Annotated in this window: 22 protein-coding genes and 1 tRNA gene; 9 read left to right on the forward strand and 14 right to left on the reverse strand. The window is 64.5% G+C overall.

Annotation, left to right across the window (positions count from 1 at the left end; translation table 11 throughout):
* Positions 1-4: 4 nt before the first annotated feature.
* From RCH10_RS13095 to RCH10_RS13105, 3 genes are read right to left on the reverse strand one after another with little or no spacing between them, the layout of a single operon-like run.
* Entirely contained in the window at positions 5-1,381 is a 1,377-nt protein-coding gene (locus RCH10_RS13095; protein ID WP_409052692.1) for a phospholipase D-like domain-containing protein, read from the reverse strand.
* Positions 1,381-2,103 carry a glutathione S-transferase family protein gene (locus RCH10_RS13100; RefSeq protein WP_409052858.1) on the reverse strand — a complete coding sequence of 241 codons (723 nt, stop codon included), beginning with the start codon at positions 2,101-2,103 and terminating at the stop codon, positions 1,381-1,383. Before RCH10_RS13100 ends, RCH10_RS13095 begins: the two co-directional genes overlap by 1 nt.
* A gap of 4 nt (positions 2,104-2,107) precedes the next feature.
* Positions 2,108-3,226, reverse strand: a complete 1,119-nt coding sequence (locus RCH10_RS13105) for a 5-methyltetrahydropteroyltriglutamate--homocysteine S-methyltransferase (RefSeq protein WP_409052693.1) — start codon at positions 3,224-3,226, stop codon at positions 2,108-2,110.
* Positions 3,227-3,476: 250 nt separating this feature from the next.
* Here RCH10_RS13105 and RCH10_RS13110 point away from each other — a divergent pair, with 250 nt between their 5' ends.
* Genes RCH10_RS13110 through RCH10_RS13130 form a run of 5 tightly spaced genes read left to right on the forward strand, consistent with a single transcriptional unit; the run spans position 3,477 to position 8,066 of the window.
* Complete coding sequence (locus tag RCH10_RS13110; RefSeq protein WP_409052694.1) at positions 3,477-4,655, forward strand: ABC transporter substrate-binding protein; 1,179 nt, start codon at positions 3,477-3,479, stop codon at positions 4,653-4,655.
* A gap of 25 nt (positions 4,656-4,680) precedes the next feature.
* Complete coding sequence (locus tag RCH10_RS13115; RefSeq protein WP_409052695.1) at positions 4,681-5,553, forward strand: branched-chain amino acid ABC transporter permease; 873 nt, start codon at positions 4,681-4,683, stop codon at positions 5,551-5,553.
* Positions 5,553-6,539 (forward strand): branched-chain amino acid ABC transporter permease, encoded by a 987-nt coding sequence (locus tag RCH10_RS13120; RefSeq protein ID WP_409052696.1) that lies wholly within the window; start codon positions 5,553-5,555, stop codon positions 6,537-6,539. Before RCH10_RS13115 ends, RCH10_RS13120 begins: the two co-directional genes overlap by 1 nt.
* A 59-nt stretch (positions 6,540-6,598) precedes the next feature.
* On the forward strand, positions 6,599-7,357 hold the full coding sequence (locus RCH10_RS13125) for an ABC transporter ATP-binding protein (protein WP_409052859.1): 759 nt from the start codon (positions 6,599-6,601) through the stop codon (positions 7,355-7,357).
* On the forward strand, positions 7,350-8,066 hold the full coding sequence (locus tag RCH10_RS13130; RefSeq protein ID WP_187051151.1) for an ABC transporter ATP-binding protein: 717 nt from the start codon (positions 7,350-7,352) through the stop codon (positions 8,064-8,066). The genes RCH10_RS13125 and RCH10_RS13130 overlap by 8 nt, the downstream gene beginning before the upstream one ends.
* Positions 8,067-8,300: 234 nt before the next feature.
* Here the strand turns inward: RCH10_RS13130 and RCH10_RS13135 are convergent, their stop codons facing one another.
* Both RCH10_RS13135 and RCH10_RS13140 read right to left on the reverse strand, forming a co-directional pair.
* A complete protein-coding gene (locus RCH10_RS13135) occupies positions 8,301-8,837 on the reverse strand; it encodes an H-NS family nucleoid-associated regulatory protein (RefSeq protein ID WP_409052697.1) in 537 nt (178 codons plus the stop codon).
* Positions 8,838-9,349: 512 nt separating this feature from the next.
* Positions 9,350-9,425: transfer RNA gene (locus RCH10_RS13140), tRNA-Lys, on the reverse strand.
* Positions 9,426-9,525: 100 nt separating this feature from the next.
* On the opposite strand from RCH10_RS13140, the gene RCH10_RS13145 reads away from it, so the two are divergent.
* On the forward strand, positions 9,526-10,233 hold the full coding sequence (locus RCH10_RS13145; protein WP_409052698.1) for an SDR family NAD(P)-dependent oxidoreductase: 708 nt from the start codon (positions 9,526-9,528) through the stop codon (positions 10,231-10,233).
* 436 nt (positions 10,234-10,669) lie between these two features.
* Here RCH10_RS13145 and RCH10_RS13150 read toward each other — a convergent pair whose 3' ends face one another.
* Together RCH10_RS13150 and RCH10_RS13155 are read right to left on the reverse strand one after the other, a co-directional pair.
* Entirely contained in the window at positions 10,670-11,974 is a 1,305-nt protein-coding gene (locus tag RCH10_RS13150; RefSeq protein ID WP_409052860.1) for a c-type cytochrome, read from the reverse strand.
* Between the two features lie 71 nt (positions 11,975-12,045).
* Positions 12,046-12,735, reverse strand: a complete 690-nt coding sequence (locus tag RCH10_RS13155; protein ID WP_409052861.1) for a c-type cytochrome — start codon at positions 12,733-12,735, stop codon at positions 12,046-12,048.
* 104 nt (positions 12,736-12,839) lie between these two features.
* Between RCH10_RS13155 and RCH10_RS13160 the strand changes: the two genes are divergently transcribed.
* Positions 12,840-13,496, forward strand: coding sequence for a DUF1345 domain-containing protein (locus RCH10_RS13160; RefSeq protein WP_409052699.1), 657 nt, complete (start codon positions 12,840-12,842; stop codon positions 13,494-13,496).
* Here the strand turns inward: RCH10_RS13160 and RCH10_RS13165 are convergent.
* From RCH10_RS13165 to RCH10_RS13175, 3 genes are read right to left on the reverse strand one after another with little or no spacing between them, the layout of a single operon-like run.
* Positions 13,493-14,434, reverse strand: a complete 942-nt coding sequence (locus RCH10_RS13165; protein WP_409052700.1) for a DMT family transporter — start codon at positions 14,432-14,434, stop codon at positions 13,493-13,495. The genes RCH10_RS13160 and RCH10_RS13165 overlap by 4 nt on opposite strands.
* A complete protein-coding gene (locus tag RCH10_RS13170) occupies positions 14,431-14,928 on the reverse strand; it encodes a methylated-DNA--[protein]-cysteine S-methyltransferase (protein WP_409052701.1) in 498 nt (165 codons plus the stop codon). Before RCH10_RS13170 ends, RCH10_RS13165 begins: the two co-directional genes overlap by 4 nt.
* Positions 14,929-14,934: 6 nt before the next feature.
* Entirely contained in the window at positions 14,935-16,545 is a 1,611-nt protein-coding gene (locus tag RCH10_RS13175) for a DNA-3-methyladenine glycosylase 2 family protein (RefSeq protein ID WP_409052702.1), read from the reverse strand.
* A gap of 82 nt (positions 16,546-16,627) precedes the next feature.
* Here RCH10_RS13175 and RCH10_RS13180 point away from each other — a divergent pair, with 82 nt between their 5' ends.
* Both RCH10_RS13180 and RCH10_RS13185 read left to right on the forward strand, forming a co-directional pair.
* Positions 16,628-18,010 (forward strand): phosphomannomutase/phosphoglucomutase, encoded by a 1,383-nt coding sequence (locus RCH10_RS13180; protein WP_409052703.1) that lies wholly within the window; start codon positions 16,628-16,630, stop codon positions 18,008-18,010.
* A gap of 20 nt (positions 18,011-18,030) precedes the next feature.
* Positions 18,031-19,410, forward strand: a complete 1,380-nt coding sequence (locus RCH10_RS13185; protein ID WP_409052704.1) for a 3-deoxy-D-manno-octulosonic acid transferase — start codon at positions 18,031-18,033, stop codon at positions 19,408-19,410.
* A 36-nt stretch (positions 19,411-19,446) separates the two neighbouring features.
* On the opposite strand, the gene RCH10_RS13190 is transcribed toward RCH10_RS13185, so the two are convergent.
* Genes RCH10_RS13190 through RCH10_RS13205 form a run of 4 tightly spaced genes read right to left on the reverse strand, consistent with a single transcriptional unit; the run spans position 19,447 to position 25,301 of the window.
* Positions 19,447-20,979: a TolC family outer membrane protein gene (locus RCH10_RS13190; RefSeq protein ID WP_409052705.1), complete on the reverse strand. Its 1,533-nt coding sequence runs from the start codon at positions 20,977-20,979 to the stop codon at positions 19,447-19,449.
* Positions 20,980-21,000: 21 nt separating this feature from the next.
* The gene (locus RCH10_RS13195) at positions 21,001-21,339 is read right to left on the reverse strand and encodes a rhodanese-like domain-containing protein (RefSeq protein ID WP_409052706.1); all 339 of its coding nucleotides are present in this window, start codon (positions 21,337-21,339) and stop codon (positions 21,001-21,003) included.
* Positions 21,340-21,361: 22 nt separating this feature from the next.
* Complete coding sequence (locus tag RCH10_RS13200) at positions 21,362-22,039, reverse strand: protein-L-isoaspartate O-methyltransferase family protein (protein WP_409052862.1); 678 nt, start codon at positions 22,037-22,039, stop codon at positions 21,362-21,364.
* A gap of 22 nt (positions 22,040-22,061) precedes the next feature.
* Complete coding sequence (locus RCH10_RS13205) at positions 22,062-25,301, reverse strand: efflux RND transporter permease subunit (protein ID WP_409052707.1); 3,240 nt, start codon at positions 25,299-25,301, stop codon at positions 22,062-22,064.

Here is a 25,301-nt window from a genome sequence, read left to right on the forward strand (position 1 = left end):
CCCGCTAGAGCTGGAACGCAATGGTCAGCAGCAAGCCTTCGGCTATGTCGCGCACGATGCCCGGCGAGCGCGCCCGATAACGCTCGCCGGCCGACGCGGTGGTTTCGATCCACTCGGCCAGCCATTCGATTTCGGGCTCGCCGTAGAACACCACGGCGGCCTCGTGGTTGAGCAGCAGGCTGCGCAGGTCGAGGTTGATGGAACCGCACATCGCCAGCGTGTCGTCGACCACCACGGCTTTGGCGTGCGCCATGAAGGGGAGCATCCGGAAGGTGACGCCGGCACGGGCAAGGTCGCGCATGGCGCGGGTACGGACGAAATCGGCCAGCCGGTGATTCGAATGCCGGGGTATCGCGAGCGTCACTTGCACGCCGCGGCGCGCCGCCAGCCGTAAGGCGTCGCGCAGACCGTCGCCGGGCACGAAGTACGGCGTGATCGCGAGGATGCGGTGCTCGGCGCGAAAGCAGGCGTCGAGCAGCAGCGACTGCGCCGTGTCTTCGGTCTGGTCCGGGCCGCTGGGGAGAAACTGGGCCAGCGTGCCACCCTGGGGCAGCGCGGCGTCGGGACCGATGGAACGGGGCTTGCGGCCGCGCACCGAGGCCCAGTCGTGATCGAACTGGCGTGCTGCCGCAGCGGCCACTTCTCCGCGCAAATCGAACGAGAGATCGCGCCACGCGACCGGGTTTGCCTCGTTGCCGTTGAAGTATTCGCCGGCCAGGTTGCGGCCGCCCGACCAGAGCCAACTGTCGTCGGCTATCGTGAGCTTGCGGTGGTTGCGCAGGTTGCGCGGCCCGTCGCGGCGCAGGCTGAAGATCGGCCGGAACACCGCCACTTCGCCGCCGGCTTCGCGCAACGTGTCGAAATAGCGGCGCGGCAAGCTCAGCGCGCCGAAGCCGTCGAGCAACACGCGCACTTTCAGGCCCTGTCGCGAGCGGCGCGCGAGCCGCTCGATCACGTCGCGGCCGAATGCGTCATCGCCGATGATGAATGTGCAGATGTCGAGGCGTTCGCGTGCGCCTTCGATCACCTCGAACAGCGCGTCGCGAGCGTGCTGGCCATCGGCGTGCATGCGGATTTCGCAGCGGCTCGGCGCGGCGAGGCCGAAGCTTTCGATAAGTTCGGCCGCCCAGTGGCCCGGTGGTGCTACGCGGGGCGGTCGTGGCGAGCCGCCCGGTCGCAGCTTGCGGCGGCCGAACATCAGGTACATCGGTAGCACCAGGTACGGCACCAGCGCGAGCCCCATGACCCAGGCGATGGCCGTGGACGGTGCGCGTTGCTCGCGCCGCAGCCGCGTGGTGAGCACGTAGGCCAGTACGGCCAGCGCACCGAACAAAAAATGCTGGGCGGGCGACGGCAGCCAGGCGACCAGCGCGTGCAGCATCAGGCGTCGCTGCGAGGCTGTTGCGGACGGTGCGGCACCGTTTCGTGCAGGAGGTGTTGCAAATGCAGCGGGACGCCGCGGTTTTGCGACGCCAGGAATTGCATCATCGGCGCGATGACCTCCACAACCGCAGGGCGCCGTCCAACGCGTTCACGCCATGCCATCAGGCGTGGCGTCGCCGTGGTCATCAATGCACCCTTGCGCTCCGCATAGGTCTGCGCGACGTAGAAAGCGATGTCGGCATACGAGTAGCCGCCCGCGAGATAGTCCTTCCCGGCGAGCAGCGCTTCGAGGTACTCGTAGAACGCAGCGCAACCCGCACAAGCGGCCTGTGCCGCGGCGCTCTGCATGTCGTCCTGCAAGCCGAAGAGCTTGATGACATGCGGGAAGAACACCTCGTCGGACTTCAGTTCGAGCTGGCGGGTGTGGGCACGCGCCGCGATGCCCGACTGCCACAGCGCGGGCTCCGGCTTCAGGTCTTCGAGGTATTCGAACAACTGGGTCGAGTCGAACAGTTCGAGCGGGCCATCGCTGACTGACGTGTCGATCAGCACCGGCACCTGATTCTTCGGATTGATGCGCGCGACCTCAGGATGCAGAGGCAGGTAGCGGTCGTCACGATCGAACGGGACCATCACCAGTTCGAACGCGATGCCCTTCTCGAGCGCCGCGATCTGCACCTTGGCGCCGAACATACTGAGCGGACCCGAGAAGAGCGTCAGCACGTCAGCTTCCCCAGACTTCCTGCGCTGTTTCAATCACCAGGCGCAGCTTGGCGCGCTGCGCTTCGACCGCAATGTTGTTGCCGTGCACGGTGCTCGAAAAGCCGCATTGCGGCGACAGTGCGAGTTGCTCCATCGGCGCGTACTTGGCGGCTTCGTCGATCCGGCGCTTGAGTTCGTCCTTGTCTTCCATCTGGCCGAACTTGGTGGTCACCAGCCCGAGCACCACGGTCTTGCCCTTGGGCAGGTAGCGCAGGGGCTTGAAGTCGCCGGAGCGCGCGTCGTCGTACTCCATGAAGTAGGCGTCGAGGTCCATCTCTTTGAGGAGTGCCTCGGCTACCGGCTCGTAGTTGCCGGCGGCCGCGTGGGTGCTCTTGAAGTTGCCGCGGCACAGGTGCATGGCGAGCAGCATGCCGGGCGGCTTCTGTGCGACCACCTTGTTGATGAAGGTAGCGTAGCGATGCGGCAGTTCATTGGGGTCGTCGCCGCGGCGGCGGGCGGCTTCGCGCATGTGCTCGTCGCACAGGTAGGCGAGGTTGGTGTCGTCCATCTGCACGTAGTTGCAGCCGGCAGCGGACAGGGAGCGCAGCTCGTCGCCGTAGGCCTTGGCCACGTCGTCGTAGAACGCGGGGTCGAGTTCCGGATATGCCTCTTTGCTGATGCCGGCGCGGCCACCGCGAAAGTGCAGCATGGTGGGCGAGGGGATGGTGACCTTGGGAGTGTGGCCGGCCGCGACCTGCGACTTCAGGTACTCGAAGTCGGCGAGCTGGATGTTCTGCTTGTGGGTGACTTTGTCGATCACGCGCATCACAGGCGGCGCGAGCTCTTCGGTGCCGTCGGGCCGGCGAATGGTCACCGGAATATCGGTCTTGACGCCGCCGAGTTGCTCCAGAAAATCGATGTGGAAGTATGTGCGGCGGAACTCGCCGTCGGTGATGCTCTTCAGGCCGACGTCTTCCTGGAACTTGACGATCTCGGTGATCGCCTTGTCTTCGACTTCGCGCAGTTGCTGCGGCGTGATGGTGCCTTTGGCTTTTTGCTCGCGTGCATCGAGCAGGTACTTGGGGCGAAGAAAGCTGCCGACGTGGTCGTAGTGGGCGGGCAAATGGGCGTGTTCTGTCATGGTGTCTCCGCGGGGTCAGAAAAGAAGAACAAAGAAAGGATGATCGTATCGGAGCACGCGGCGGTCGGCACGGGAAGGCTTTCCACAAATGCTAGATTCCGGCCACATCGCAAATTGAATCGAACAATTGTTCGTATTGCGAACACCGCAGTATTAACCATGAGCGCCGGCGCGCGTCGAGTGCCGACAATCGGGGTTTCACGTTTTTGTTATTCGTTCGTATCCGTTATCCCTTCCCGAGGACAACTTCATGCATCGTCGCTTCTTCGCCAAGACCGCCGGCCTGACCGCGCTGGCCCTGGCCCTTCCGCTGGCCGCTCATGCGCAAGACAACAAGTTCAAGATCGGCCTGATCCTGCCGATGACGGGCCAGTCGGCCTCGACCGGCCGCCAGATCGAGGCGGCCGCCAAGCTCTACATGGCGCAGAACGGCGACACCGTTGCCGGCAAGAAGATCGAACTGATCGTCAAGGACGACACCGGCCTGCCCGATGTGACCAAGCGCCTCGCGCAGGAGCTGGTCGTCAACGACAAGGTCAACGTGCTCGCAGGCTTCGGCCTGACACCGCTCGCGCTGGCCGTCGCGCCGATCTCCACGCAGTCCAAGACGCCGCAGGTGGTCATGGCGGCGGCTACGTCGAGCATCACCGAGGCGTCGCCGTACATCGTGCGCACCAGTTTCACGTTGCCACAGGTGTCGTTGCCGATGGGTGACTGGGCCCCCAAGAATGGCATCAAGTCCGTTGTCACGCTGGTGGCCGACTATGGCCCGGGCAACGACGCAGAAAAGTATTTCACCGAGCGCTTCCAGCTGAACGGCGGCAAGGTCATCGAGAAGCTGCGCGTGCCGCTGCGCAACCCCGACTTCGCGCCATTCCTGCAAAAGGTGCGCGACGACAAGCCCGATGCGCTGTTCGTCTTCGTGCCGTCGGGCGCGGGCGCGGCGGTCATGAAGCAGTTCCTCGAACGCGGCATGGACAAGGCTGGCATCCGCCTGATCGCGACCGGCGACGTGACCGACGACGACCAGCTGAACGACATGGGCGATGGCGCACTCGGCGTGGTCACCTCGCACCACTACTCGGCGGCGCACCCGTCGGCCGCCAACAAGAAGTTCGTCGAGGCTTTCAAGAAGGCCAACCCGAGCATGCGGCCCAACTTCATGGCGGTCGGTGGTTACGACGGCATGCGCGTGATTTACGAGGCGCTCAAGACCACGAAGGGCCAGGGCGGCGGCGATGCCTTGCTGGCGGCGATGAAGGGCCAGGTCTTCGAGAGCCCGCGCGGCGAAGTGCTGATCGACGCGCAAACGCGCGACATCGTGCAGGACGTGTATTTGCGCAAGGTCGAGAAGAAGAACGGGCAGCTTTATAACGTCGAGTTCGATGTGATCAAGGCTGTGAAAGACCCGGGCAAAGCCAAAAAGTGATGTCCAGCGGGCCGGGGGGCGAGCTTTGCTGACTATTCTTTTTGACGGCGTCGCCTACGGCATGCTGCTGTTCGTGCTCGCTGTGGGGCTCGCCGTCACGCTGGGGTTGATGAACTTCATCAACCTGGCGCACGGTGCTTTCGCGATGGCGGGCGGCTACCTCACCGTGTTCGCGATGCAGAAGCTCGGCATTCCGTTCTTGTGGTGCCTGCCGCTGGCCTTCGTCGTCGTCGGTGCCGCAGGTGCATTGCTGGAACGCACGCTGTATCGGCCTATGTACGGCAAGTCGCATCTGGACCAGGTGCTTTTTTCGATAGGCCTGGCTTTCATGGCGGTGGCGGCGGTCGACTACTTCGTCGGATCGTCCCAGCAAAACATCCAGTTGCCCGAGTGGCTGCGCGGTCGCACCGAGATCGGCGATGGCGCACTGATGCTCGGCATGGGCCACTACCGACTCTTCATCATCAGCGTGTGCGCGGTGCTCACGGTCGTGCTGCAACTCATCCTTTCGAAGACGCGCTTCGGCAGTCGGTTGCGTGCCGCGGTGGACGACCCGCGCGTGGCGGCCGGCCTCGGCATCAACGTCAACATCGTCTTTCTGATGACCTTCGCGGTCGGCTCCGGACTGGCGGGTCTTGGCGGTGCGCTGGGCGCTGAAATCCTCGGACTCGATCCGACGTTTCCGCTCAAGTACATGATTTACTTTCTGATCGTCGTGTCCGTCGGCGGCACCTCGTCGATCACCGGGCCGCTGGCGGCGGCACTGCTGCTCGGCATCGCCGATGTGGCGGGCAAATACTTCATTCCCAAGATGGGCGCATTCACCGTCTACCTGCTGATGATCCTGATCTTGATGTGGCGACCGCAAGGCCTGTTCACGCGCAAGGGAGGCCGTTGATGGCCAGCGATGTCCGGAGCGATCAAGCTGACAGCGCACGCCTCGTGCTGCTGAGAAAAGCGCGCTGGCGGCCGTGGGAGTTCGCCGTCTGGATAGTCGCTTTCGCACTGCCCTGGCTGGTGCCGTCGCATGCGTTGCTGGTCAACGAGATCGCCATCGTGGCGCTGTTCGCGATGTCGCTCGACCTGATCCTCGGCTATGCCGGCATCGTGTCGCTGGGGCATGCGGCGTTCTTCGGTTTCGGGGCTTACGCAGCTGCGTTGTTCGCCAAGCTCGTGATGCCGGACCCGACCGTCGGTCTGGTGGTCGCGATCGTGCTGTCGGCGGCGCTGGGCACTATCGCCAGCGTCACCATCCTGCGTGGCAGCGACCTCACGCGGTTGATGGTCACGCTCGGCACTGCATTGCTTTTGCTGGAGCTGGCCAACAAGCTCGATTGGCTGACCGGCGGCGCCGATGGCTTGCAAGGCGTGGTGATGGCGCCGGTGCTCGGGTTTTTCGAGTTCGACCTCTTCGGTCGCACCGCGGCCACCTATTCGCTCGTCGTGATGCTGGTGCTTTTTCTGCTGATGCGCCGGCTCGTGCACTCGCCCTTCGGCGCGACGCTGAAGGCGATTCGCGACAACCGGCTGCGTGCCATGGCCATCGGTATTCCGGTCGCGGTGCGGCTGGTGACGATCTACACGGTCGCCGCAGGCGTGGCGGGCGCGGCGGGCGCGCTGCTCGCGCAAACCACCGGTTTCGCCTCGCTCGACGTGCTGGCCTTCGACCGCTCGGCCGACGTGCTTCTGATGCTGGTGATCGGCGGCGTGGGCTGGCTTTACGGCGGCGTGGCTGGCGCCATCGTTTTCAAGCTGTTGCAGAACTGGCTGTCTGCGGTGACGCCGCAGTACTGGATGTTCTGGATCGGCTTGATCCTGGTCATCTTGGTGCTGGTCGGGCGCGAGCGCTTGTTCAAGCCATCGACCTGGTTCAAACGCGCATGAATGCCGAAGTGACCGACACCGCTGTCACCGAAACCGTTCTCGCCGCCACCGGCCTGGTGATGCGTTTCGGCGGCATCACCGCGACCAACAATGTCTCGCTCACGCTCAAGCGCGGTGCGCGTCACGCGCTCATCGGCCCCAACGGCGCCGGCAAGACGACGCTCATCAACATCCTGACCGGCGTGCTGACGCCGACCGAAGGGCGCATCGAATTGCTGGGCCAGGACATCACCCGACTGCCGCCGCATCTGCGCGTCGCGCGCGGCATGGTGCGCACGTTTCAGATCAACCAACTCTTCGATTCGATGACGCCGCTGGAAACGCTGGCGCTGGTCGTGTCGCAGCAGCAAGGCGGTGCGGCGCAGTGGTGGAAACCGCTGGGCGCATCGAAGGCGGTGGTCGAACGTGCTGCGCAATTGCTCGACCAATTTCGTCTTGCAGAAGTCGCGTCGCAACAAGTGAAGCACCTGGCGTATGGCAAGCGACGTCTCCTCGAAATCGCCATTGCGCTGGCGTGCGAGCCGCGCGTGCTGTTGCTTGACGAGCCGGTGGCCGGCGTGCCGGCGGGGGAGCGTGAGGAGTTGCTGCAGACTGTCGCCGCCTTGCCGGCCGATGTGTCGGTGCTGCTGATCGAGCACGACATGGACCTGGTCTTCAGCTTCGCCGATCGCATGACGGTGCTGGTCAACGGCACGCTGTTGACCGAGGGCGACCCCGACACCATCGCCAACGATCCGAAGGTCAAAGAGGTGTACCTCGGCCATGGAGCTGTTGGGACGGGCGGCTCCGACAACTTGGCAGGAGCGGCGCATGTCTGAGTTGCTCCGCATCGAGAACCTGAGCGCTGGTTACGGCGAGGCCGTGGTGCTTACCGGTATTTCGCTGACCCTCGGCGAAGGGCAGACGCTGGCACTGCTGGGCCGCAACGGCACGGGCAAGACCACGCTGATCAACACGCTGGCCGGCGCGACGCGGCAGCATGGCGGAAGCATCACGCTGGGCGCCGGCGCGTCTGCGGTTGCGCTGCACAAGCTCGCGCCGCACCAGCGCGCTGCTGCGGGCATAGGCTGGGTGCCGCAGGAGCGCAACATCTTCAAGTCGCTCACGGTGCATGAGAACCTCACAGCCGTGGAGCGCACCGGCAAGTGGAACGCGCAGCGTGTCTACGAGATGTTCCCGCGGCTGGCAGAGCGCAAGGGCAACCTGGGCACGCAGTTGTCGGGCGGCGAGCAGCAGATGCTGGCGGTCGGCCGTGCGCTGGTGGTCAACCCCAAACTGCTGCTGCTCGACGAGCCGTTGGAAGGGTTGGCGCCGATCATCGTGGAAGAGTTGTTGCGCGCCATCCGCCGCATTACGCAAGACGAGGGGCTGTCGGCGATCATCGTCGAGCAGCATCCGCAGGCGATCCTGGCGATCTCCGACGAAGCCGTGGTGCTCGACCAAGGGACCGTGGTGCATGCCGACACTGCAGCGGCCTTGCGGGTGCAGCCCGAGGTGCTGGAGCGGTTGCTCGGCGTCGCGCGTTGAACCTTCATAGACCCTCGCATGCAACATGCGCGTTGCGCTGCGCCGCAAAGTGCCCCAGCAATGCCTTTAAAAGTGTCGGTGTCTTAGGTCCGAACTAGTCGGGCTCGCAGCGGCTACTCCGATAACAACGGGAATCCGGTGATCGATCTCAACATGCCGAAGTCGCATTGATGTGACGCCATGAGCCGGTAGAGTGGCGTCTGCCGGTTCGGTCAGCAATCAGTCAGAGACTGTTCAGCTGGCAAGTTGTTCCAGGGTCTTTCCGGACGCGATGGCTTCCTTCAGCCACTTGGGACGCGGGCCCATCCCACTCCATTCACGTCCAGCATCGTCTTTGTAGCGCGGCCTGGACGTCGATTTCGCCTTCGCCGCAGCGTTTTTCCGCTTGGTTGGCTTTACTTTCTTCATTGCTTTTGGAAGCAGGGCGTTTGCGGCTGTCGTTGTCGCCGTTCCGACAAAGTCTTCGAGTGCTTTTCCAGCCGTCAGTGCTTCGCGAAGCCAACGTGGACGCGGTCCGCGACCACTCCAGACGTTGCCATTGCCATCGGCGAATTTTGGAGATTGCGATGCCGAAGACTTGGCCTTGGAACCCACTGTCACGCTCGGCGCAGTGCTGGATTCGAAGCCAAGTTGCGCAGCAGTGATTCCGTAGTGCGCTATCGCTTCCTTGATGCGCTCGATGACTCCAATGGCCTCGCGTTGGAGCAGTTTCTGTGCTCGCTGCTGCAACAACTCGATCTGCTTTTGCACTTGCTCGTAGGTCTGCGCCATAAGTAATTCCAGGGACTGTGAGGGACTCGACTTTACTCCTCGCCAATGTGCGGTCGGAATGAAGGACTCGGTGCAAATAGCCGCTCGGCATTCCAGCCGCATGCAAAGTGGCAGTGACCCGATCTTCAAACGCAGCAAAAGCTGCGTTGTCATGGGATCGCAGTGCTTCAGCGACTGCAGGCGGTTGGCATATATGAGTGTCTCGTGGCGCTCGATTAACTATGCGCACCGCTTGGGTTCAATCCCACATAGCCGCTGTCTAATCGTTTCATGCCGCTTGTCGGCACAGTGGACGACTTGGCGGACAGGCGGGGGCGAACACTTGCATCGCGGCTGAAAACTGACGGGTGCGCCGCGACATGTTTCTGGTGAAGCGTGACGGCCGCTGGCTCATCGCAGGCGCGCAGAACACGTCGGTCGACGAAGTGGCGGGGAAGTTCGATCCGATCGCGAAATGAAAAAAGCCTGCTATTAAATAAATAGCAGGCTTTTCAATACCACGGGATGTTTGGTGGTGGGCCCTGAGTGACTCGAACACTCGACCTACGGATTAAGAGTCCGCTGCTCTACCAACTGAGCTAAGAGCCCCTGAATCGACATCGCTGTCATCAGGCAATCCTTCGATTATAGCCCAGCAAAAACAGGCCGCGCTAGGATGCGTTTTTGTCGCCGGCTTGAGGGAAACACCATGATCGAAGCAAACACGCCACAAAACGTCGTATTGACCGGCGCCGCGGGTGCCTTGGGTCGCACGGTCGCGCAGTACTTTCTGGATGCGGGCGCGCGTGTCGCGCTGCTGGACCATAGCGCCGAACACCTGAGCAGCGCGTATCCTGGCCTGGACAACTCGCGGCATCTGCTGATCGCGGCAGACGTTACGTCGGCGTCTGCAGTCGCCGGCGCGGCGAAGCAAGTGCTGGCGGCGTTCACGCACGTCGACACCGTCGTGCACATCGCAGGCGGCTTCGCGATGGGCGAAGAGACACATGCACTGACGCGTGCGGCGTGGGATCGCATGATGGATCTCAACGCGTGGTCGTTCGTCGCGGTGGCCCAGGCTTTCGTCCCTTCGATGATCGAGCGCAAAGCGGGCAGCGTGATCGCAGTGACGGCGAAGACAGCCGGGCGCGGCCTCGCGGGAATGTCGGCATACATCGCCTCCAAAAGCGCGCTGCAGCGGTTGGTCGAGTCGATGGCGGCCGAACTCGTACCGCACCGAATCAACGTGAACAGCGTGGCACCCAGCGTGCTCGACACACCGGCCAACCGACAGGCGATGCCGGATGCAAATCCCGATGAATGGGTATCGACTGCGGTCGCGGCAAAGACGATCGGCTTTCTCGCTTCGTCCGCTGCCGCTGCTATTCATGGGCAGCATTTGACGTTGGATGCATAGAGCGAAACATCTCCGAATGCTGCGTCACTGCGCGGGGTGCGCCTGCGCTGTGTCGAACTGCTCTTTAGCCATGAAGCAATCCATTCGCCATAGTAGTCACGGGTACGTAACAGGCCGCGCACATACAGCCATTTTTCATGGGGGTTGATTTTGTAGTCGTCATTGACCAAATGCCCCACTTGACCCGGAGCAAAAGACAGGAGAACGGACCATGGGAGAAGTTCAGGCGCCAGCGCCAGCAATAGGAGCGACTCAGCAAGTTGAGATTACTCTGCAACTGCCGCCGCAACCGGCGCCCGTTCTGCCGGTAGTGCACTGGACTGCTTGCGTAGCAGCAGTCGCAACACCTATGGTCGCTGTGGTCGCAGCTTTGATCGCTGGAGGCATTGCTGACAGGCAAAAGACGATGCAGGAAGTGGCTCAGGCCCCCACTCCCTCACCGCTTCATCATGTCCCGCGCCGACACCGGTTCCGCATCGTTGCCCCATGATCCGCGCACGTAAGTCAGCACCGCCGAAATGTCGCTGTCGTCCAGCACATGACCGAACGCAGGCATGCCGTAAGGCCGCGGATTGCCGGCCGTGGAAGGCAAGAAGCCGCCGTGCCGCACCATCTGGATGAGGTTCATCGGCGAGCGCATATTGACGGCGCGATTGCCTGCCAACGGCGGGTAGGCGTCTTGCGCACCCTGGCCGACGTCGCCGTGGCAGTAAGCGCAACGTTGATCGAAGATTCTGTTGCCACGCTCCATCACGCCAACGTCGCGCCGACTGACTTTCGTTGCTGACGGTTTGGCACTATCGGCCATTTTTCGATCGTCAGCGGCAGCGACCGCAGGCAATGCCTTCAGATAAGTTGCCATCGCTGTCAGGTCGGCTTCGCCCAGATGCTGCGTGCTCTGGTAGACCACTTCCGCCATCGGTCCCAGCACCGATCCATGTGTCGATGTTCCAGTTTGCAGCAGCGCGACGATGTCGGCGGTCGGCCAGTCAGCCAGCCCCGCTTCTTGCGGGTCGGCTAGCGACGGCGCATACCAGTTCTCGACCGGTATCAGCCCGCCCGACAGGCCACGCTTTTCCTCGGTGGCGCCGAGCACGTTGCGCGTGCCATGGCAGGCGATGCAGTGGCCCAGCCCATCGACCAGGTATGCGCCGCGGTTCCATTCGGCGGGCTGTCGTGTGTCTGCGACGAAGGTGCCGGGCGTGAAAGACAAGGCACGCCACACGACGAGCGCGGCCTGGGTGTTGTACGGAAAGCGCAATGCATGCGGCACGTTGCGCACCGACACCGCGGGCACGCTTCGCAGGTAGGCATAAATGGCGTCGGAGTCTTCGCGCGTTACCTTGGTGAAATTCGGATACGGAAATGCGGGATACAACAGCCTGCCATTGCGGGAGCGGCCGTTGTGCATGGCGCCCCAGAAATGCGCCGCGCTCCAGTTGCCCAGACCATGAGCGTTGTCGGATGTGAGGTTGCTCGAATAGATGGTGCCGAAGGGAGTGTCGATGGCCAGGCCGCCCGCGTATGCCGCGCCGCCGCGCGTGGTGTGGCAGCCGGCACAGTTGCCGGCGAGTGCGAGATAGCGGCCTCGCTCGACCTGGCCTGCCGTGGCGACGAAGACTGGAGTTGCGTCGTCCGCGACGCGTTCGGGGCCCAACAGCCTCATCCCGATCAGCGCCGCGCCGATCAGCGATGCCAGCGCCGTAGTCACCAGCAGGGCGAACACGATGCGACGCAGCATCGAACGGGGCGGATCGTCTTTGTCGTTGTCGTTGCGGTTGTGGTTGCGGTCGTCGCTTTTATCGTGGTTGCTCATGGCGTCATCCCGCTGCATGCCATCGGTGCCGGGCCGTGCAACGACGCTGCGGGCCGGGCATCGACCGGCACCGGCTGCAATGCAAGCCAGCCAGCCACTGCGTTGATGTCGCTGCTCGTCAGCTTGCTGCCCACCTCCGCCATGCAGTCCGGCGCGAGCGCATGGCGCTCGCCGGTCAGCCACGAACCGAGTTGCGACGACAGGTACAAGCGCGGTAGCCCGACCAGTCCGGGGATGGCCGGCAGCACGCCGGTGAGGGCGGTGCCATGGCATGCCGCGCATGCAGGGATGCCACGACTCCGGTCGCCGTCGACGACGAGCGCCTTGCCGCGCCGCAGCATCTCGGGCGTAGCGTCGCTCGTCGTCGCGACGGGCGGATAGGGCAGATCGAGGCCGGCGAAGTATTCGGCAATCTCGAGCAGATACGCATCGGAAAGATGTTGAACCATGTAGGCCATGTCGGAGTTGAAGCGGCGACCGTCGCGAAAGCTGCGGAGCTGGTTGAAGAGGTAGCCGGCCGGCTTGCCCGAAAGGCGCGGAAAAAAGGCCGTGTTGCCGGTGGCGCCTTCGCGACCATGGCAGGCGATGCAGGCGGCGGCACGTTGCTCGATGGTGTCGGGAACGCGACCGGGCGGTGCGGCAAGGGCCACGTCCGAGAAGGTAACTGAGGCGATAGAGGCAATCATGGCGCTCAAGGTGGGCAGGACCCACCCGACCTTGCGGATACGGACTACGAATGTCATTGAACGATTGTGGCGCCGGCAGCGGTGGCAGCCGATACATTCCTGCTATGCGTAAACATCTCTCATCGACACAGGGCCCGCAACGTCTGCTGTACGGAGGCGTCGTCGGCTTGGTGGTCGGAACCCTGGCATGGCCTCTCGACGGCCTCCCGCGTGGGCTCGTGGGCTGGTGCAGCGGCGTCCTCGTTTACCTGATGCTGGCTTTTTGGCTGGCCGAAACGTGCGACGCCGAGCACACGCGTGCCCGCGCTCAGGCGCTCGACCAGCCGACCGCGTTGATCCTGACCGCCATGCTTGCAGCGGCGCTGGTCAGCGTCGGTGTCATCGTGATGTTGCTCAAGCAGGTCAAGGGCCTGAGCGATGTCGAGCGGGCAGCGCATGTCGTGCTGGGCGTGGTGTCGCTGGCGCTCTCCTGGCTGATGATCCACACCATCTATGCCTTTCACTATGCGCACCGCTACTACCAGGAAGAAAAGAACAACAAGATCGCCGGTGCCGGCCTCGACTTTCCGGGCAAGCTCGACCCGAACTACTTCGACTTCATGTACTTCTCTTATGTCGTAGGCATGACCTCGCAGGTGTCGGACGTGCAGGTCACGTCGCGCGAGATGCGACACATCACGACGGTGCACAGCCTCCTTTCGTTCGCCTTCAACATGCTGGTGCTCGCGCTCTCCATCAACGTCGTGGCCAGCGCGATTTAAAGCGCCGCCGCCGGCCGCCGCAGCTTGACGATGCCGGTGGACAGTGCCACGCCGCAAACGATCACGGCAGCGCAAATAAGCATCCATTGCGTGATGCGCTCGTCGAGGAAAACGGTGCCGTAGAGCACCGCGAACACCGGCACCAGAAAGGTCACCGTGAGCGCGCGGGCCGGGCCGGCGTGTTCGATCAGACGAAAGAACAGGATGTACGCGAGCCCCGTGCATGCGACGCCCAATGCGATCAGCGCAAGCCACGCGCGGCTGCTGGGCATCTGCGCGGGCCAGAGCCACAGCGCCGGCAACGCGAGCACGATCGTGGCGCCGATCTGGCTGCCGGTGGCAGTCGCCAAAGGCGGAATGCCTCCGAGAAAACGACGTGAGGCGCTGGCCGAAATGCCGTAGCTCATGCACGCACCCAGGCAAGCCAGCACGGCCCACATGGCATCGTGGCCGTCGGCGCTGGAATGCAGCCCGGCGCTGCGACTCGCCAACATTGCGACGCCCGCGAAGCCGATCATGAGGCCCACGATGCGTGAGCCATCGGGCCGGTCCTTGAACCATGCCCACGCCACCAGCGCGCCGAACATCGGCACCGTCGCGTTGAGCACGGCAGCAAGCCCGGTGTTGATGGTGAGCAGCGCAAAGCAGAAGAGCGCGAACGGAATGCCCGAGTTGAAAACACCGATCAGCATCGTCGCTTTCCAGTGGCGCGCCAGCGTCGGTCCGTGGCCTCTCACCAGCAACAGCGGCAGCAGAAACAGTGCTGCGATACCCACGCGCACGGCGGCCGCAGGCAAGGCCCCGAACTCCGGCGCGGCGATGCGCATGAACAGAAACGACGCTCCCCAGAGCGCACCGAGCAACACCAGATCGATCAGCCAGCGGCGCGGGTTTGGTTCGACCGCTGCGACCGCGACGCCCTTTACCGCACCACTCACAAGGCGCCTTCGAGTTCGAGCAGCGCCGTCTTGCGCTCAAGCCCGCCGGCATAGCCCGTGAGCGAACCGTCTTTGCCGACGACGCGATGGCACGGCACGATCACGCTGATCGGATTGCGCCCCACGGCAGCGCCCACTGCGCGCACGGCGGCCGGCTTGCCGACACCGGCACTCAGCGCGCCGTAGCTGGTCGTCGCGCCCGAAGGAATCGCGAGCAGCGCCTGCCACACGCTCTGCTGGAACGCCGTGCCGTGCGACAGGTCGAGCGGCAGGTCGAAGCGCTGCCGCTTGCCGTCGAAGTAGTCGCGCAGTTGCGCGGCTGCCTCGCGCAGCACCGGATGCGCGTCGTTCGACTGCCATCCCGCGGTGTCGGGCGAGTGCTTTTGATTATCGAACCATGCCCCCGCCAAACCCTCGTCGGTGGCGGCCAGCGTGACGCCGCCGAGGCGGCTGTCGATGTGCGTCGTGTAGATCGTTGCGTTCTTGAATTTCATGGTGTCTCAGGCGATGGTGCCTGTCCTCGTCGTTGGTTCTTGTATTGCCTTGGCTGTAGCGGATGTGGCGGATGTCGTGATGCCCGGCGCCGCGCTTGCAGGCAGCGTGTGCCAGGCGCGCAGCACCGCGTAGCCGCGCCATGGCCGCCAGGCTTGGGATGCCTCCGCTGCAGCGCGCGCGGTCGTCACGCCGAGCGCCTTTTGCAGCGCGACGTCGCCAGCCGGAAACGCGTCGGGCCAGCGCAACGCGCGCATGGCGATGTACTGCGCTGTCCAGTCGCCGATGCCGGGCAAAGCTTGCAAGGCGATCAGCGTCGACGGCACATCGGCGCCCGCGTGCAGTGCCAGCCGGCCTTCGGTGACTTCGCGCGCCAGGGCCTGCAACGCGCCTTGGCGTTGCTTCACGATGCCGAGCTGACCCAGCGCATCGCCGCTCGCCGCCGCGATCGCTGCGGGCGTCGGAAAGAGCCGGTCGAGCCCGTCGATCGGCGTGGCGATCCGCTCACCGAATGCTTCGACCAGCCGCGAGCCAATCGTGCGTGCCGCAGCCACCGTGATCTGCTGCCCGAGCACCGCACGCACCGCCAGCTCGAAGCCGTCGACGGTGCCCGGCACGCGCATGCCGTCGCCATCTGGAAAGCTGGCGTGCAGCGCTGCGTTGATCGCGATGGGGTCTGCGTCGAGATCGAACATCGCACGCACCCGGGCGATGACGATCGGCAGAACGGACGCCAGCGAATCGCCCACCGACAGCATCAACTGCTCGCGCTCGGTGTCGAAGCGCAACTGGAGCCACCCCGCATGGACGCGCGTGCCTTGTTGGACACGCACCGTGCGTGCGAAGCGCATGCCATCGCCGGCGCCCGACACCGTCTCGACACCGCGCAACGCGCGGCGCTCGAAGAAGCCGATCATGGCGGCCGTGTCGTACGGCGGTCGGTAACCGAGCCGCACTTCAATTGGCTGGCCTTCACGGGCCTCGGCGTTGCCGCCGGCACGCCGCAAGGCGCTCGGGTTCAGGCCGTAGTGCGCGACGAAAGCATCGTTGAAGCGGCGTACGCTGGCGAAGCCGCTGGCCAGCGCCACCTGTGTCATCGGCAGGCGCGTATCGGCGATGAGTTGCTTGGCAGCCAGCAAGCGGCGCGTCTGCAGATACTGCAACGGCGACACGCCGAACTGCGTCTCGAATATGCGCCGCAAGTGACGGTCGCTCACCCCCAGCTTCGCCGCGATCTGTGCCGCGCCGGGGCCGCTGTCATCGTCACCGTGCGACCACGCATCCGGCTCGTCGATGAGGCGCGCTGCCTGCAACGCGAGGATGCGCGACGCATCTTCGGTCGACCAGCTTGCGGCGCGCGGTGCCAGTTCTGGCCGGCAGCGCAGGCAAGGGCGAAACCCTTCGGCCTCGGCTTGCGCGGCATGTCGAAAGAAGCGGCAGTTTTCGCGCCGCGGCGTGCGCACCCGGCAGACTGGCCGGCAATAGATTCCGGTTGAGGTCACTGCGGTAAAAAACGAGCCATCGAAGCGTGCGTCGTGCGTCTTCATGGCGAGGTAGCAGGCGTCGTTCTCCAGCGGCGCGCCGTTGGCTGGTGACGGTGGGGCGGTGAGGTTCGACATGGCGCAATCTTAGGACGATGGCGCCGCACAATCAGCCATTTCCGGACATCTGGCCGCGAGGCCTTGTGCCTACAATCTGTTCATGCAAATCAACGCTTCGATCTTCAAGGCCTACGATATTCGTGGCGTGGTTCCTGTCACCCTCGACACCCATGTGGCCGAGGCACTCGGCAAGGCCTTCGGCAGTGCGGCGCGCGCCGCCGGCGAAACGACGGTGGCGGTCGGCCGTGACGGTCGTTTGTCGGGCCCCACGCTCGCCGCGGCACTCATCCGCGGGCTGGTGGCGACGGGCATCGAAGTCATCGACGTCGGTGCCGTCACCACCCCGATGCTTTACTTCGCGGCGCACACGCTGTGCCGCAGCGGCATTCAGGTCACGGGCAGCCACAACCCGAAGGACTACAACGGCTTCAAGATGGTGATGGCCGGCCGCGCGATCTACGGCGACGAGATCCAGGGCCTGCGCAAGACCATCGAGGCCGATAGCGCCACGCTGGCGCCGGGTGGCACCGTTCGCACGGTCGACGTGACCGAGGCCTACACGCAGCGCATCGTCGGCGACATCAAACTGGCGCGGCCGATGAAGATCGTGGTCGATTCGGGCAACGGCATCGCGGGTGCTTCGGCCCCCGCCATTTTCCGCGCGCTCGGCTGCGAGGTGACCGAGCTGTTCAGCGAGGTCGACGGCAACTTTCCCAATCACCACCCGGACCCGAGCAAGCTAGAAAACCTGAACGACCTGATGGCCGCACTTAAGGCGGGCGATGCCGAGCTGGGCCTCGCGTTCGACGGCGACGGCGACCGCCTGGGCATCGTCACCAAAGACGGCACTAACATCTTTCCCGACCGCCAGATGATGCTGTTCGCCCAAGACGTGCTTTCTCGCGTGCCAGGTGGCACCATCATCTACGACGTCAAGTGTTCGCAACAGCTGGCCCCGGCCATCGAAGCGGCCGGCGGCGTGCCGATGATCTACAAGACCGGCCATTCGCTGATCAAGGCGAAGATGAAGGAAATCGATTCACCGCTGGGTGGCGAGATGAGCGGCCACATCTTCTTCAAGGAGCGCTGGTTTGGTTTCGACGACGGCACCTACGCCGGCTGTCGTCTGCTCGAAATCTTGAGCAAGAGTCCTGACGCCAACGCGGTGTTGATGGCGCTTCCGACCAGCTTTTCCACGCCCGAGCTTAACGTTCAGTGCGCCGAAGGCGAGCCGCATCTCTTGGTGGCGCAGCTCGTCAAGACGGCGACCTTCGATGCGCCGGCGAGCGTGTCGACGATCGACGGTTTGCGCGTGGACTGGCCCGATGGCTTTGGCCTCATCCGCGCGTCGAACACCACGCCGGTGCTGGTCATGCGCTTCGAAGGCCATACCGACGCCGCGCTGCACCGCATCCAGGATCAGATGATGGCGCTGCTGAAGACGGTCAAGCCCGACGCCACGCTGGCCGAGGCATCGCACTGAGCGCGCAGACCCTGCGCAACGTGAGGTCGTCGGTGCTGCGCCTGTACGGCGCGATGATGCGACTCGCGCAGCCGATGCTGCGCCGCAAGCTGCGCAAGCGCGCGGTCGCAGAACCCGGATACGCCGTGGCGGTGGAAGAGCGCTTCGGCGTTTACGACGCGGCACTCACTGGCACCGACTGGTGCTGGATCCATGCGGTGTCGCTCGGTGAATCGCGCGCGGCCGGCATCCTGCTGATCGAACTGAGACGCCAGCATCCCGGTGTGCCGATCCTGCTCACGCACGGCACCGCCACCGGTCGCGAAGAGGGCGCCAAGCTGCTGGAGCCCGGTGACATGCAGGTCTGGTTGCCGTGGGACACGCAGCAGGCCGTCGCCGCCTTTCTCGATCGGTTTCAACCGCGCATCGGCGTGCTGATGGAAACCGAGGTCTGGCCTGAAATGGCTGCGGCCTGTGCCGAGCGCGGCATCCCGCTGGTGCTTGCCAATGCGCGCCTCAACGCCAAGTCGTTGGCCTCTGCTGAACGGCTCGCGTGGTTGGCGCGGCCGGCGTACGGCGCGCTCGCAGCGGTGTGGGCGCAGACCGAGGCCGATGCGCATCGGCTGGTGTCTCTGGGCGCCAAGGTCGCCGGCGTCTACGGCAACCTGAAGTTCGACGCAGCACCGGATTTGCGCCAGTTGGCAGCTGCCGATTCGCTGCGTGCGTCGTTGCCCAAGCCGATCGTCGTGCTGGCAAGTTCGCGGGACGGCGAAGAGCGCATGCTGCTCGAAGTGCTCAAGCGCTTCGGCGCCGCGGTGCCGGTGCCGCCGGCGCAAGCCGCCATCAGTTCCATCGCCAAACGCGTGCACGAGGTGCAATGGATGATCGTGCCGCGGCATCCGCAACGCTTCGATGAAGTGGCGGCATTGATCGAGTCGCAAGGTTTCGGCGTGGCGCGCCGGAGTTCGGCCAGCGGGCCGGCCGATTCCGAAATCTGGCTGGGCGATTCGCTCGGCGAAATGGCGCTGTATTACGGGCTTGCCAGCGTGGCATTGCTCGGTGGCAGCTTCGAGCCGCTGGGCGGGCAGAACTTGATCGAGGCAGCTGCGTGCGGTTGCCCGATCGTCATGGGCCCTTCGACCTTCAACTTTGCCGAAGCGGCCGACTTGGCCTTGTCGGCTGGCGCGGCGCAGCGTGTGCCGGACATGGAACATGCGGTGATGGCGGCGCTGGGGCTGGTCGGTAATGCGGGCAAGCGAGAAGCGATGGTGGAGGCAGCCATCGCTTTCTCATCTTCCAACCGTGGCGCCGCACAACGTACGGCCGCAGCCGTATTGGCGCTGGTGCAAGACGCGCCTCTCGAACGCACGGAACCCGAACTGCTGGACCCCGACCTTCTCGATCCCATGGTCGGCGACTGAAGAGACCGCGACGACGGTTAGGTCGGCTGGCTGCTGTCAGCGAGCCGGCGGATTGATCACTGGTGGCGCCGGCGGTGCGGTCGGCATCACCGGAGGTGTCGGATTGAACGGCTGGATCTGCACCGGAGGCACCACGATCGATGGCGTAGGCGCCACGGGCACAGGGCTTTGCGTCGCAGCAGAGGGAGCCGTCGGCGAAGCGTTGGCCGCCGCGCTGCCCGGCGCCGCCAGCGTCGAGTTGATCGCCTGAAGATCGTCCGCCGTCAACGTGCCGTTGGCCTGTCGCAATTTCAAGTTGCCCAGCAGCACGTTGTAGCGCGCTTGCGCGAGGTCGCGCTTGGTCTGGTAGAGCTGGCTCTGCGAATTCAACACGTCGATGTTGATGCGCACGCCCACCTGGTATCCCAGCCGGTTCGCATCGAGCGCGCTCTGGCTCGACGACTCCGCCGCTTCCAGCGCCTTGACCTGGCCCGCGCCCGACACCAGCCCCAGGTAGGCCGAGCGCGTTGCCTGCGTCACGCTGCGGCGGGTCGATTCGAGTTGCTGCTTCAATTGCTCCTCGAGCGCCAGCGTTTCCTTGATGCGGTTTTCGGTTGCGAACCCGGCGAACAGCGGCAGGTTGAACACCACGCCGATGGTCGCTGCGTTGATGCGCGTGCCGACCGTGCTGGTGCTCGTGCCGCTCGGGTTGCGCGTCACGTTGTAGCCGAGGTTGGCGTCGAGCGTCGGCTTGTGACCGGCTTCGGCCTTTTGTACTTCGAGACTCGCGACATCGAGCCCGAGCCGTGCCTGGCGAATGGACGGGTGCATGTCTTCGGCCTGCAAGACCCATGCGTTGATGTCGGCCGGCAGCGCCGTCGGCAACACGACAGGCGCAGCCAGCGGCGTCGGCGCGCTGCCCGGTCGCCCGACCAGCTGGTCGAGCACGATCTTCTTCACTTGCAAGTCGTTCTCGGCAGCGATCTCCTGCGCGATGACCAGGTCGTAGCGGGCCTGCGCTTCGCGCGAGTCGGTGATGGTCGAGGTGCCGACTTCGAAGTTGCGCTTGGCCGATGCGAGTTGCTCGGCGACGGCCACCTTTTGCGCCCGCACCAGCGCCAGGCTGTCTTGGCTGGCCAGCACGTCGAAGTACGCCTGGCTCACGCGCACGATCAGGTCCTGATCGGCGGTGGTGAGCACGGCCTGCGCGATATCGGCTTGCCGCAGGCCCTGTTCGTAGGTGGCCCAGTTGGCCGGCCGGTAGATCGGCTGCGTTGCGTTGATGCCAACGTTCTGCGTGTTGTAGTCGCGAGCCACAGAGCCCTGCGTGCCGGCCAGCACGTTGATGCCGAGATCGGTGCGGCCTGCCCCTGCCGTCAACCCCACCGCCGGCAGGATGCCGGCCTTGGCCTGTGCCGCGCGCGCCAGGCTGGCGTCGTACTGCGCACGTGCACCCTGGTAGGTTGCGTCGTAGCCGCGTGCGGCGTCGAAAAGCTCGATCAAGCTCTGGCTGTGTGCCGACGGTACGACCGCGGCAAAGAACGTTGCGAGCGCGGCAGGAAGTGGGAGAAGCCGGGGCCAGAAGGGCATTGAAGAGTCCTTGAAGAAAAATCAGTAGCGCGGCACGGCAGCGTCGTGCTGGGCCGACCAGGCGTCGATGCCACCTGCCACGTTGGCCACCTCGGCAACGCCGTTCTGGCTCAGGAAGGCGGCCACCCGCTGGCTGCGTGCACCGTGATGGCAGAGGCACGCGATGCGCTGACCATCGTCGAGTTCAGCCAGGCGCGCGGGCACTTCGTTCATCGGGATCGCCAAGAGCGTGAAGCCTTGCGGCGCGACGCTCGCGGTTTGCAATTCCCATGGCTCGCGCACGTCGAGCAATACCGGCGTTGCGTCCGCGTTCTGCGCGAACCATGCAGCGAGATCAGACGGGCGTACTTGGTCGATCATTTGTCGGTCGCTTCGATCGGGTTCAGAACGAAAAGCGCGAAGGCTCGGGAAAGTTGAGCAGGCGTGGTGCCACGGTGTCCCACGGCTGTGTCGTTTCCCACTTGCCTTCGCTCACGCGGGTGGCGAAATGGGCACGCATCATCGGCTCGTCGCCGACGATGGCTGCTATGCGACCGCCGACCTTGAGCGAGCCCAGCAGGTTCTGCGGCATGCGGGCCACAGATCCGCTCAGCACGATCACGTCGAAGCTCGGGCCGCTCGGCAGCGGCTTCGATCCGTCGGTATGGCGCACTTCGACATTGGTGATGCCGTTGCGAGCGAGCGTCGTCGTGGCGGCTTCGGCCAGCTCGCCGTCGATCTCGAGCGTCAGCACTTGCGCAGCGCGGTGGGCCAGCAACGCGGCCATGAAACCGGAGCCGGTGCCGATCTCCAGCACCGACTCGTTCTTTTGAATGTGCAGGTCTTGCAGCATGCGGGCTTCGACCTTCGGCGACAGCATGAACTGGCCGGCGACGGAGCCGTCACGCAGCGGGATCTCCATGTCGAAGAAGGCAAGGGCGCGGTGCGCTCGCGGCACATAGTCTTCGCGCCGGATCGTGGCGAGCAGGTCGAGGATTTCGAGGTCGAGCACGTCCCAGGGGCGAATCTGCTGTTCGATCATGTTGAAGCGCAAGCGCTCCTGCGTCTGGGTTGGATTCATCATCTGTTTTTTCCTTGAGGGATCAGGGCAAACCCTCGATTTTAGGTGGCGTGGCTGGCAGGGCCGGTGCCGTCTTTGCCGATTTGTCCGCTACGGTGCCGCTCCAGCGGCGGCGCGCCCAGGCGGCAAGGTCGTCCATGTAGCAGTACACGACCGGCACCACCACCAGAGTGAGCAGCGAGGAGGTGATGACGCCACCGATCACGGCCTGGCCCATCGGCGCGCGCTGCTCCGAGCCTTCGCTGATCGCGAAGGCCAGTGGCACCATGCCGAAGATCATGGCCAGCGTGGTCATGAGGATGGGCCGCAACCGAACGCGGGCGGCCAGCAGCAATGCTTCTGCGCGCTCCAGGCCGGGCACTTCATGGCCTTCGGCATCGACGCCCGGCTCACGCGAGCGGATCGCGAAGTCCACCAGCAAAATCGCGTTCTTGGTGACGAGCCCCATCAGCATCACGATGCCGATGATCGAGAACATCGACAACGTCGAGTGGAACGTAAGCAACGCCAGCACCACGCCAATGAGCGTGAGCGGCAGGGCCGTCATCAGCGCCAGCGGCTGCAAGAAGCTCTTGAACTGGCTCGCCAGGATCATGTAGATGAAGATGATCGCGAGCGCCAGCGCAGACACGGCATAGGAAAACGACTCCTGCATGTTCTTGGTCGCGCCGCTGAACTGCCAGCCGTAGCCCGGTGGGAAAGCGATGCCCGCCAGCGCGGCCTTGACGTCGTTCGACACCTCGCCGGCCGAGCGGCCGTCGGTGTTCGCGTTGACGCTCACCTCGCGCGCCAGTGCACGGCGGTTGATCTGGTTCGGCCCGGTCGATTCGCGCACGTCGGCGACCTGGTTGAGTCGCACGACGCGGCTGGATCCGTCGGCGTTGCTGCCGGCGGCGGCGGTCACGAAAGGCAGGCGCTCAAGATCGGCCGGCGAGTTGCGCACTTCAGGGGCGAGCCGCACGTTGACGTCGTAGGTCTGGTCGTCCGGCGCGCGCCAGTTGCCGACCGTGGTGCCGGCCACCAGCGTGCGCAGCGCGCTGGCGATCGGTGCCACGCCCAGGCCGAGATCGGATGCCGCATCGCGCCGCACGACGACGCTCACCGTCGGCTTGTTCGGCTTCTGGCTGGAGTCGAGATCGACCAGGCCGGGGATGGTGCGGATGCGCTCCATCACGGTTTGGCTCAGGCGCGTGAGTTCCTGCAGATCCGGGCCTTGCAACGAGAACTCGACCGCCTTGTTGCCGCCGACCGAATCGCGCAGCCCCACGTGCGTGACCGTCATGCCCGGCACCGTGCTCAGGCGCTGACGCAGCACCGCCGACATCTGGTCGACGCTGCGGCTGCGCGCTTTGCGATCGACCAGCCGCACGTAAATGCTGGCGTACATCTTTCCCTGCGCGTCGCCGGTGTTGATGGTCGAGAGCGTGTAGCGCACTTCGGGCATCTCGCGCAGGATGCCTTCGACCTGTCGTGCCTTGGCTTCGGTCACTTCGAGCGAGGAGCCGACCGGCGTGTAGAACGCGATCGCAGTTTCCGAGAAGTCGGCCTTGGGCACGAACTCGGTGCCGAGCAACGGCACCATGAAGATGCTGCCGACGAAGATGCCGAGTGCTATCAGCAGGGTGGTGAGCTTGTGCCCGAGCGACCACCGCAAGATGCTCTGGTAGCCCTCGGCCAGGCGCTCGGTCGATCGATCGAACCAGCCGGTGACACGGCCGATGGTGCGGTCGTAGAAAGTCACTGGCGGGCCGCGCCGGCCCTGCTTGTCGATGGACGGGTCGTGCCAGATGCTCGACAGCATCGGATCGAGCGTAAAACTCACGAACATCGAGATCAGCACCGCCGCCACGATCGTGATGCCGAACTCATGGAAGAACTTGCCGATGATCCCGCCCATGAAGCCGATCGGCAGGAACACGGCGACGATCGACAGCGTAGTGGCCAGCACCGCGAGCCCGATTTCCTGCGTGCCATCGAGCGCCGCGCGAAACGGCGTCTTGCCCATCTGTACGTGCCGCACGATGTTCTCGCGCACCACGATCGCGTCGTCGATCAGCAAGCCGACGCACAACGACAGCGCCATCAACGTGATCATGTTGATGGTGAAACCGAACATCGCCATGAACCAGAAGGTGCCGATCAACGCGATGGGCAAGGTGAGCCCGGTGATCACCGTCGAGCGCCACGAGTTCAAAAACAAAAAGACGATGAGCACGGTGAGCAGAGCGCCCTCGATCAGCGTTTGACGAACGTTCTCTACCGCCACCCGAATCGGCCGTGCCGCATCGCCGATGGGTTCGAGCCTGATGCCAGGCGGCAGTTGCGGCCGGATCTCGGTAATGGCCCTGATGAGGCCGTCCACCACGCCGATGGTGTTTTCGTCCTGCGCCTTTTGCACCGACAGCAGCAGCGTGCGCTGGCCGTTGTACAGCGCGAGGCTGTCGATCTCCTGTGCACCGTCGCTCACCCGTGCGACCTGGTCGATGCGGATCGGCGCACCGCCCTTGCGCATCACGATGATCTTGCCGAAGTCTTCGGGCCGTTCCATGCGCGCGTCGATCTGCACCACGCGGTCTTGCTCGAGCGAACGCACCGAGCCGACCGGCAACGCCTGGTTCTCGTTCCTCACCGCGTTGACGACTTGCTCGGTGCTGACGCCGAACGCCTCCATCGCCTGCGGATTGAGATAGAGGTTGATCTCGCGCTTGGTGCCGCCAACGAGCGTGACCGAGCCGACGCCGCGCACGTTTTCCAACCGCTTCTTCAACACCTGATCGGCCCAATTGGTGAGTTCGACGGCACTCGGTTGTTTGCCGGTGGCGCCGTCCGGCAACACCGCGACCGACCACACCGCACGCGACGCCGGGTCGAAGCGCAGCACGCGCGGGTCTTTCACTTCGTCGCGAAACAGCGGTCGCACCGCAGCGACTTTTTCGCGCACGTCGTCGGCCGCCTTGCGTCCATCGACATACAACTGGAACTCGATGATGACCACCGACATCCCCTCGTAGCTGCGTGAGGTGAGGGCGTTGATGCCGGCGATCGAATTCACGCCTTCTTCTACCTTCTTGGTGACTTCGCTCTCGACGATTTCAGGCGAGGCGCCGGGATATTCGGTGGTGATCACGACCACCGGAAAATCGATGTTGGGGAACTGGTCGACCTGCAGTCGCTGGTAGGAAAAGATGCCGAGCACCACCAGCGCGAGCATCAGCATCGTCGCGAAGACGGGGTTCCTGAGGCTGACGCGGGTGAACCACAT

Source organism: Variovorax sp. GrIS 2.14, assembly GCF_046115955.1.
GTDB lineage: Bacteria > Pseudomonadota > Gammaproteobacteria > Burkholderiales > Burkholderiaceae_C > Variovorax.